10 protein-coding genes are annotated in these 7,915 nt (G+C 69.1%); 7 read left to right on the top strand and 3 right to left on the bottom strand.

All coding sequences use genetic code 11. The features are described from left to right. Positions 1 to 65: 65 nt before the first annotated feature. Both AC3FMM_RS09570 and AC3FMM_RS09575 read left to right on the top strand, forming a co-directional pair. Positions 66 to 1,532: an amidase gene (locus AC3FMM_RS09570; RefSeq protein WP_116313924.1), complete on the top strand. Its 1,467-nt coding sequence runs from the start codon at positions 66 to 68 to the stop codon at positions 1,530 to 1,532. Positions 1,533 to 1,593: 61 nt separating this feature from the next. After that, positions 1,594 to 2,577 carry a Bug family tripartite tricarboxylate transporter substrate binding protein gene (locus AC3FMM_RS09575; protein WP_115714007.1) on the top strand — a complete coding sequence of 328 codons (984 nt, stop codon included), beginning with the start codon at positions 1,594 to 1,596 and terminating at the stop codon, positions 2,575 to 2,577. A 6-nt stretch (positions 2,578 to 2,583) separates the two neighbouring features. On the opposite strand, the gene AC3FMM_RS09580 is transcribed toward AC3FMM_RS09575, so the two are convergent. Continuing rightward, a complete protein-coding gene (locus tag AC3FMM_RS09580) occupies positions 2,584 to 3,381 on the bottom strand; it encodes an NAD(P)H-dependent oxidoreductase (RefSeq protein ID WP_115714008.1) in 798 nt (265 codons plus the stop codon). Between the two features lie 87 nt (positions 3,382 to 3,468). Between AC3FMM_RS09580 and AC3FMM_RS09585 the strand changes: the two genes are divergently transcribed. Further along, the gene (locus AC3FMM_RS09585) at positions 3,469 to 4,374 is read left to right on the top strand and encodes a LysR family transcriptional regulator (protein WP_115714009.1); all 906 of its coding nucleotides are present in this window, start codon (positions 3,469 to 3,471) and stop codon (positions 4,372 to 4,374) included. Between the two features lie 102 nt (positions 4,375 to 4,476). Further along, positions 4,477 to 4,863: a nuclear transport factor 2 family protein gene (locus AC3FMM_RS09590; RefSeq protein WP_115702201.1), complete on the top strand. Its 387-nt coding sequence runs from the start codon at positions 4,477 to 4,479 to the stop codon at positions 4,861 to 4,863. 30 nt (positions 4,864 to 4,893) lie between these two features. Here AC3FMM_RS09590 and AC3FMM_RS09595 read toward each other — a convergent pair whose 3' ends face one another. Next, positions 4,894 to 5,400, bottom strand: a complete 507-nt coding sequence (locus AC3FMM_RS09595) for a RidA family protein (RefSeq protein ID WP_240991375.1) — start codon at positions 5,398 to 5,400, stop codon at positions 4,894 to 4,896. A gap of 131 nt (positions 5,401 to 5,531) precedes the next feature. Here AC3FMM_RS09595 and soxR point away from each other — a divergent pair, with 131 nt between their 5' ends. Beyond that, on the top strand, positions 5,532 to 6,014 hold the full coding sequence (gene soxR, locus AC3FMM_RS09600) for a redox-sensitive transcriptional activator SoxR (RefSeq protein WP_326346380.1): 483 nt from the start codon (positions 5,532 to 5,534) through the stop codon (positions 6,012 to 6,014). A gap of 26 nt (positions 6,015 to 6,040) precedes the next feature. On the opposite strand, the gene AC3FMM_RS09605 is transcribed toward soxR, so the two are convergent. Then, positions 6,041 to 6,421, bottom strand: coding sequence for a c-type cytochrome (locus AC3FMM_RS09605; protein WP_115681889.1), 381 nt, complete (start codon positions 6,419 to 6,421; stop codon positions 6,041 to 6,043). Between the two features lie 173 nt (positions 6,422 to 6,594). Here AC3FMM_RS09605 and AC3FMM_RS09610 point away from each other — a divergent pair, with 173 nt between their 5' ends. Both AC3FMM_RS09610 and AC3FMM_RS09615 read left to right on the top strand, forming a co-directional pair. Beyond that, a complete protein-coding gene (locus AC3FMM_RS09610; RefSeq protein ID WP_172581858.1) occupies positions 6,595 to 7,014 on the top strand; it encodes a hypothetical protein in 420 nt (139 codons plus the stop codon). Between the two features lie 143 nt (positions 7,015 to 7,157). Beyond that, complete coding sequence (locus tag AC3FMM_RS09615) at positions 7,158 to 7,814, top strand: DsbA family oxidoreductase (RefSeq protein WP_116313922.1); 657 nt, start codon at positions 7,158 to 7,160, stop codon at positions 7,812 to 7,814. The last annotated feature ends 101 nt before the right edge of the window (positions 7,815 to 7,915 follow it).

Raw genomic sequence — 7,915 nt, forward strand, 5'->3', positions numbered from 1 at the left:
GTCGATTGCGGGAAAGCACGGGTCGCTCGTATGCTTTCCCCACACATCACCGGAGACCCCGCGCCATGGCGCCTGCCCAAACCCCCGCTACCGCTGCCGACCCGATCACCGACCTCGATGCCGTCGCGCTGTCGCGCGCCATCCATGCGCGCGACGTCTCCTGCATGGAAGTGCTCGATGCCTTCCTCGGCCAGATCGACCGCCACAACCCCCGCGTCAACGCCATCGTCGCCATGGTGGACCGCGACACGCTGCGCCGGCAGGCTCGCGCGCTGGACGACGATCTGGCGCGCGGCACCAGCCGCGGCCCGCTGCACGGGTTCCCGCAGGCGCCCAAGGACATCAGCCCGGCCGCTGGCATGGTCACCACCAAGGGCTCGCCGATTTTCGCCGGCCAGGTCAGCGACGCCGATGCCGTGATCTTCGAGCGCATGCGTGCCGGTGGCGCGATCTTTGTCGGGCGCACCAACTCACCGGAATTCGGCCTCGGCGGCCACACCTACAACCCGGTCTACGGCACCACCCGCAATGCCTTCGACCCCACCCGCTCCGCCGGCGGCAGCAGTGGCGGCGCCGCGGTGGCGGTGGCGCTGCGCATGCTGCCGGTCGCCGACGGCTCGGACATGATGGGGTCGCTGCGCACGCCCGCGGCGTTCAACCATGTCTATGGGCTGCGCACCTCGGTCGGCTGCGTGCCGCACGGCCCGGGCGACGAAGTGTTCTTCCAGCAGTTCAGCGTGGCCGGACCAATGGCCCGCAACGTGCCGGACCTGGCCTTGCTGCTGTCGGTGCAGGCCGGCTTCGATGCGCGCCTGCCGCTGACGCGCCGCACCGAGGCGCCCGGCAGCTTCGCGCTGCCGCCCGAGCGCGACTGGACCGGCGTGCGCATCGGCTGGCTCGGCGACCTGGGCGGGCACCTGCCCACCGAAGCGGGCCTGCTCGACACCTGCGTGCAGGCCCTCTCCCACCTGCGTGCGCTCGGTTGCGTCGTCGACGCGGCGCTGCCCGACTTCGACCTGGAACGCCTGTGGCGCGCATGGATCGATTTGCGCAGCTTCTCGGTAGCTGGCGCCAACGCGGCCCTGTACCGCGACCCCGCCAAGCGCGCACAGCTAAAGCCCGAGGCGGTCTGGGAAATCGAACGCGGGCTGGCGCTGCCCGGCACGCGCCTGTACGAGGCCATGGCCGAACGCAGCGCGTGGTACCAGGCGCTGCGCGCGCTGTTCGAGCGCTTCGATTACCTGGTGCTGCCGGCCGCGCAGGTGTTCCCGTTCGACGCCAGCTGGGACTGGCCGCACGCCATCGACGGCCGCGACATGGACACCTACCACCGCTGGATGCAGGCGGTGGTGCCGGCCACCATGGCCGGGCTGCCGGCGCTGGCCGCGCCCGCCGGCTTCGGCCCGCAGGGGCTGCCCGCCGGTATCCAGATCATCGGCCCGGCGCAGGCCGACGCCGCGGTGCTGCAACTGGGCCATGCCTACGACCAGGCCGGCGGCTTCTCGCGCGTGCGCAGCCCCTGGCTGGGCTGAGCCCCGCTGCCCATCGATTCCGCTTGCCTCCCATTCCCATAACTGCCGCTGGAGTGCCACGATGACTGCATTGCCCCCGAAGCTGTTTCTCGCCTGCGCCACCGCCCTGGCGACGCTGTCCGCCGCGCCCGCCGCCCACGCGCAAACGTGGCCGGAGCGCCCGCTGCGGCTGGTGGTGCCGTTCGCTGCAGGCGGCGCTACCGACGTGCTCGGCCGCCTGCTGGCGGTCGGCCTCGGCGAAAGACTCGGCCAGCCGGTGGTGGTCGAGAACAAGCCCGGCGCCAGCACCGTGATCGGCGCCACCCAGGTGGCCAAGGCCGCGCCCGACGGCTACACGCTGCTGCTGGCGGCCAGCACCACGCTGACGCTGAATCCGGCGATCCGCCAGAACCTGGGCTACGACCCGATCAAGAGCTTCACCCCGCTGGGCCTGATCGCCGACATGAGCCTGGTGCTGGTGGCCAACCCCGACACGCAGATCGCCTCGCTCAAGGACCTGGTGACACAGGCCAAGGCCAACCCGGACAAGTTCTCCTACGGCTCGTTCGGCGCCGGCTCGTCGGTGCATTTCGGCGCGGAGATGCTCAAGGCCGCCACCGGCATCCGCATGGTCCACGTGCCGTTCAACGGCAGCGCGCCAAGCCTGACCGCGCTGGCCGGCGGCCAGGTGCCGGTGGCCGTCGATACCGTGGTGGCGACCCTGCCACTGATCAAGGGCGGCAAGATCCGGCCGGTGGCGGTGCTGTCGCCGCAACGCCTGCCGGCGCTGCCGCAGGTGCCGACGGTCGCCGAAAGCGGTTATCCGGGCTTCCAGATGGGCACCTGGTTCGCACTGATGGCGCCCGCGGGCCTGCCCGCGCCGGTGCAGCAGAAGCTGGAAAAGGCACTGGCCGACGTCGCCAATTCTCCCGCCACGAAAGCGCGCATGGTCGAGCTGGCGTTGACGCCGGCTTATGGCAATGGGGCGGCGGTGAAGGCGCGGGTGGAGAAGGAATTGCCGGAGATGCGGGCGGTGGCGGCGCGGGCGGATATCCGGGCCGAATGAGTTGCCTCACGCGCGCTCGGCGCGCCCGCCATCGACATGCGCCGCGAACCCCATGGCTTGCGGCGCCACCTCTTGGCGCAGCGTGAGCTGCGGGATCAGGTAGTCCCCGCCGTTCTGCCGCCGGAACGGAATCGGCGCGGTCGTTCCCAGCGCATCCAGCCGCTCGCCCAGTTCCTCGCGAATCCGTGCAAAGCGCGCCGCATCGACCTTGCCGGTCCGATAAACCACGTAAGGCGGCAGCACGTCGAACCCGGGGTAGTGCAGGATGCCGTGGTGGATCGGGAACAGGATGTCGTCGATCGGGCCGTTGATGCCGCGTGCGCTGTAGTGCGATTCCCAGCCGCCGGCGGTGACGATCAGCATCGCGCGCTTGCCGGCGAGCGTGCCCTCGCCATAGCGGTCGCCCCAGCGCTGGTCCGAGTGCTCGCCGACGCCGTAGGCAAAGCCATAGGCATAGACGCGCTCGACCCAGCCCTTCAGGATGGCCGGCATCGAGAACCACCACAGCGGGAACTGCAGGATCACGGCGTCGGCCCAGCGCAGCTTGTCCTGCTCGCGCGCGATGTCATCGCTCTGCAGCCCGTTGTCGAAGGCATGCTTCGAATCCAGCGACGGGTGGAACGGCGCGTCGGGCTTGGGAACCTTCGAATCCGAGGCGTCGAGCTGCGGCTTCCATTGCATCGCGTACAGGTCCGAGACCTGGACTTCGTGGCCGGCGTCGCGCAAGCGCTGCACCGCAAAGTCCCGGATGGCGCCGTTGAGCGAGCGCGGTTCGGGGTGGGCATAGACCAGCAGTACCTTCATGTCGGTGGCTTCACAAGTTTTGGTGAAGCCAGCATAGGCCGTGGTCCGGTATATTAGAAATGAATATCCGATATTCCAGGTATTGTCATGACTAATTCCGCGGCCAGCCTCAGGCGGCTCGACCTGAACCTGCTGCTGACCCTCGACGTGCTGTTGTCCGAGCACAACGTGACCCGCGCGGCCGAGCGGCTGCATCTTTCGCAGCCTTCGGTCAGCGTCCACCTGGCCCGGCTGCGCGACCACTTCGGCGATCCGCTGCTGTTGCCGGGGCCACGCGGCATGCGCCCCACCGCCAGGGCGGAGGCGCTGCGCGAGCCGTTGCGCGAAGCGCTGGCCGCACTGGCGCAGGCTGTTTCTGCCGACACCCCGTTCGATCCCGCCACGTCGACCCACACCTGGCGCGTGGCAGCGACCGACTATGGCGAATCGACCATCGTGCTGCCGGCGCTGCAAGAGCTGCGCAAGGCCGCGCCCGGCGCGCGGCTGGCCGTGGTGGAGATGGTGCCGACACGCATCGCCCGGCAGGCCGAGCGTGCCGAACTCGACCTGGCCTTCCACACCACCGAAGGCTCGCCACCGGCGCTGCACCGGCGCGCGCTGTTTACAGAGCGTTATGTACTGGTGGGCCGCGCCGGCCATCCGCGCCTGAAGCGGCGGCCCACGCTGGCGCAGTTCTGCGCGCTCGAGCACGTGATCGTGTCGCCGGACGGCGGCGGCTTCCATGGCGTCACCGACGACGCGCTGGCCCGGGCCGGGATGCAGCGCCGCGTGGTGCTGTCGGTACCGCACTTCCTGTTCGTCACGGCGGCGCTGGCCGGCACCGACCTGGTGGCGATGCTGCCCGAGCGGCTGGTGCGCGGCGCTCCGGCATTGCGCGCGGTGGCACCGCCGGTCGAAGTGCCGGGCTACGAGATGTCGATGCTGTGGCCCGAGCGCGTGCATCGCGATCCGGCGCACCGCTGGCTGCGTGAACACATCGCCACATCGGTGTAAGCGTCTTCCTTATCTCTGTTTTGCATACAAAACTGGAATACAATCATCGCTTTCAACGTTGCGGCATGGCCAGGCCCTGCCGCCCCAGTTTTGGAGGAGATCATGACGTTTTCGGAAACCGGCCTGACGTCCCGCCACGTGGCCGCGCTCGCGCCGATCGAGGACTACCTGCAGGGCCATATCACCGGCAAGGCCGAGTTCATGTACAAGGCCTTCACCGCCGACGCACGCATCGTCTCGTTCCGTGACGGCAAGCTGCATGCGCTGACGGTCGAGGAATTCGCCACGGCGCGCTGCCCCGGGCATCCGGCCGCGGACGAAGCCCAGCGCAAGCGCTTCATCACGCAGTTCGACGTGGTCGGCAACGCCGGCGTGGCCAAGGTGGTGCTGGAATACCCGGGCGTGACCTTTACCGACTACATGACGCTGCTCGAGATCGACGGCGTCTGGAAGATCGTCAACAAGACCTTCAGCGCCGCAGCGCGCTGAGTCCGGACTACATCCCGGGGCTGCCGCGGCTCAGGCCGGCAACACCGCCGTTGCTTCGATCTCGAACAGCATGTTGTCCAGCGCCAGCCGCGGCACCGGGATCAGCGTGCAGGCCGGCGTCGGCCGGTCGCCCCACATCTCGCGCAGCGCCGCGCCGAAGGTGCGCAGGCGGTCGTGCGAATGATCCACCACCAGCACCGTAAGCTTGGCCACGTCGCCGACGTCGGCACCGGCCGCCTGCAGCGCAATGCGCAGGTTGTGCATGGCGCGCGCCACCTGGCGCGGAAAATCGAGCGGCAGGCAGCCCGCCGCATCCTCGCCGCCCTGCCCCGACACATAGATGATGCGTGCGGGGCCTTCGACCAGGGCCACGTGCGAATAGCCGTTGGGCCGCGGGTCATACAGGCCGTCGGGATTGAGCAGGCTCAGCGAGTCATTGGGGCGCGCGAAGGGCACCGCCGGCGTGACCGGCAAGGCGGGCAACGCGGGCATGGCGGGCGAGCGCAGGGATGAAGGCGAGAAGGGAAACATCGTCATTGTCATCGGCTTGTGGAAGGCGTCTCGGACAGAGGAGCCGCCAGTATCAAACCTCAAGTTAGGTTAAGGTCAAGCGCGGCCATGGTGGTAGCATGGGCATTCCTGCGTTCCTCCGGTGACTTCCCTTTGCCATGGCCTCCAGGCAACCGCCCCCCTCCCCGCGCCGGCGCCGCCCCGCGCCCTCTGAAGAACTGCTCTCCGTTGGTGAAGTCTCGGCGCGCACCGGCATTGCGGTGTCCGCCCTGCACTTCTATGAAGCGCGCGGCCTGATCGCCAGCACCCGCAGCGGCGGCAACCAGCGCCGCTATGCGCGCGCCGTGCTGCGGCGCCTGGCGGTGATCCGCGTGGCCCAGCGCATGGGGCTGCCGCTGGCGGTAATTTCCGACGCCATGCAAAAGCTGCCCGACGGCCGCGCACCCACGGCGGCGGACTGGCGCAAGCTCTCCGCCAGCTGGCGCGATGACCTCGATGAACGGATTCGCACGCTCACGCAATTGCGCGACCAGCTGGATGGGTGCATCGGCTGTGGATGCCTGTCGCTGAAGGCGTGTCCATTACGCAATCCGCAGGACGCGCTGGCGGGCGAAGGGCCGGGGCCCCATTTTGCGGAGTGAGCCTGCGCGGGCAGGGCCGCGCCGGCTTACTTGAAGGTCTCGAGGTAGGCCAGCAGATCGGTGATCTGCTGATCGTCGCCCAAACCCCAGAACCGCATCTTCGTGCCCGGCACCACCTTGCCGGGCGAGCGGACGAAGGCGCGCAGGGTGTCATGCGACCACACCACCTTCGACGCGCGCATTGCGTCCGAATACTGGAAATCCGTCGTGCTGCCCGCGGTGCGGCCAAAGATTCCGTTCAGTTGCGGACCAAAGCCCGCGCGCGCATTGCGCCCGACGTGGTGGCACGAGGCGCAGCGCGTGGCAAACAGCGCCTTGCCGGCCTGGAGATCGGCGGCGGCCATGGCGGCGGTGGGAATGGCGGTGAAAGCGGTCAGTGCCAGCAGGGTGGCGGCGGTACGGCGCATGAGCAGCTTGGAAGGAAAATGCCTGGACAACGGGTTGGGATGATACAGGCAAGGCCCGCGCGCCCCGCAGGCGCGGGGTTACACCACGTCACACTTGCAACACTTCGCGCGCCCCATATTACAGCCCGCGCCCCTACAGTGAGCCCATGTCCAACGCCCCTTGGGAGGCAGCCATGAAACGAATCATCGCAATGGCGGTAGCAGGTGGTGCAATGCTGGTGGCCAGCGCTGGTGCTTACGCCGGCGTGAATATCGATATCGGCATCGGCGTGCCTGGCGTGGTGGTGGCGCAGCCGGCGCCGGTCTACCATCCGGCTCCGGTCTATGCGCCGGCGCCAGTGTATGCGCCCGCTCCCGTGGCCTACGCACCGCGCCCGGTCGTGGTTGCGCCGCGGCCCGTGGTGGTGGCGCCGGTGCCGGTGCGCTACGACAATGACCGCGGCTATCGTCGCGCCTACTACCGCGGCCATTACCGCGATGGGTACCGCGACGGCTACCACGACCACCGCCGCGAATGGCGCGGGCGCGAGTGGGGGCACCGCCATGGCGACCACGACGACCACGGCCGCGGCCACGGACGCCGCTGGGACTGAGCCCCGCCATGGCGCGGCGGGCGGGCGCGCGGCCACCGGCTGAAGCGTCCGCCTGCAAGGATTCGCCAGTCACGCTACCCTGTCGGCAATTTCCAATTCGGGCCGGGGCCATGGCCTCGCCCCGGCCATGCCCAGGAGCAGCCATGCCACAACCCCTCAAGATCGACTTCGTCTCCGACATCGCCTGCCCCTGGTGTGCCATCGGCCTGTCTTCGCTGCAACTGGCGCTGCAGCGCGTTGGCGATGCGGTCGACGCCGAGATCGTCGTGCATCCGTTCGAGCTGAACCCCGGCATGCGCCCCGAGGGCGAAGCCATCGTCGACTATCTCGGCCGCAAGTACGGCCGCACTCCGGCGCAGATCGCCGAAACGCAGGCGATGATCCGCGACCGCGGCGCCGCCGTGGGCTTTGCCTTTGGCCCGCGCACCCATGTCTACAACACCTTCGACGCCCACCGCCTGCTGCACTGGGCCGGACTGGAAGGCAAGCAGCTGCCGCTGAAGCAGGCGCTGCTGCGCGCCTACCATGCGGACGGCAAGGACCCCAGCAACCATGACGTGCTGGTCGACGCGGCCCAGTCCGTCGGCCTGGATGCCGCCGCGGCACGCAAGGTGCTGGCGGGCGGCGACTATGCCGACGCGGTGCGCGCGGAAATCGAGGAATACCAGCGCATGGGCATCCAGTCGGTGCCGTCGATCATCTTCAACGACCGCTACCTGGTGACCGGCGGCCAGCCGGTGGAGGCCTTCGAGCAGGCCATCCGCGACATTGCAGCCGAAGCGCAGCAGGCGCAAGGCTAGCCTATTGCCTTGCCCGCCAATGCAAGTGGCGCGCCCCGGAACCCCGGCGGGCCCCACAGCGTTAGGCGCACAAAAAGTTAAACGCCCCCCCGGCGGCCAAA

The sequence above is a fragment of the Cupriavidus sp. 207A1 genome (assembly GCF_057798955.1).